Genomic DNA, 720 nt, shown 5'->3' with positions numbered 1-720 from the left:
AACAAAAAAGCACCTTTCAATTAGAAAGATGCTTTCTCGTCACCATTATTTATAAATAAAAACCTAGTTAATCGATTATTTTTTAAGTGAGGCTTTTCTTCTATTATGATTTATAGTTATTTAAGCTTGAAAATAGTCCGTTTAGTTCTAACGATTGTAGGAGAAAATGTGTTAAAATATTCCGAAAAAGGAGTGGTGAACCATGGAAAAAGTAGTAAAAGCGATTCAAGACGAATATCCGGATGATTTTGCATGGTGTTACGGCTGCGGCCGATTAAATCAAGAAGGCTATCATTTTCGGACAGGATGGCTAGGAGAAAAAACCATTACCCTTTATACACCTAAGCCTGAACATACAGCTATACCAGGATTTGTTTATGGCGGACTTCTTGCCTCACTGATTGATTGCCATGGAACAGGCTCTGCATCTCTTGCTCTATACCGTAAAAATGGCTACGAAATAGGAGATTCAGCAGAGCCGCCGCGGTTTGTTACCGGTTCTCTCCACGTGGATTTTAAAAAACCAACGCCGCAGGGTGAAGTACTAAAAGTAATAGGAACGGTTGAAGAAATTCACCCGAAGAAATGGAGAGTTAAAACAGAAGTATACGCAAGCGACATCATTGTTGCGACCGGAGAAGTTGTGGCAGTTGTTATGCCAAGTACGTTTAAACGAAAAGAAGACTAAAAAATGCAAAACAGTTACATAAAAAGGGAGGA

At 38.6% G+C, this 720-nt stretch carries 1 protein-coding gene; it reads left to right on the top strand.

Going from position 1 to position 720, the window contains the following annotated elements; genetic code table 11:
* Positions 1–202 precede the first annotated feature (202 nt).
* On the top strand, positions 203–688 hold the full coding sequence (locus tag AC1DRF_RS30920) for a PaaI family thioesterase (protein WP_477742692.1): 486 nt from the start codon (positions 203–205) through the stop codon (positions 686–688).
* Positions 689–720 lie beyond the last annotated feature (32 nt).

This window comes from Priestia sp. P5_B4 (assembly GCF_056400385.1).
Note: the sequence above shows the minus strand (reverse complement) of the source record. Positions and strands in the feature narration are given on the sequence as shown.

Coding starts and splice junctions, on each gene's coding strand:
- AC1DRF_RS30920 (WP_477742692.1), top strand. CDS start 203: ATGGAAAAAGTAGTAAAAGCGATTCAAGACGAATATCCGGATGATTTT.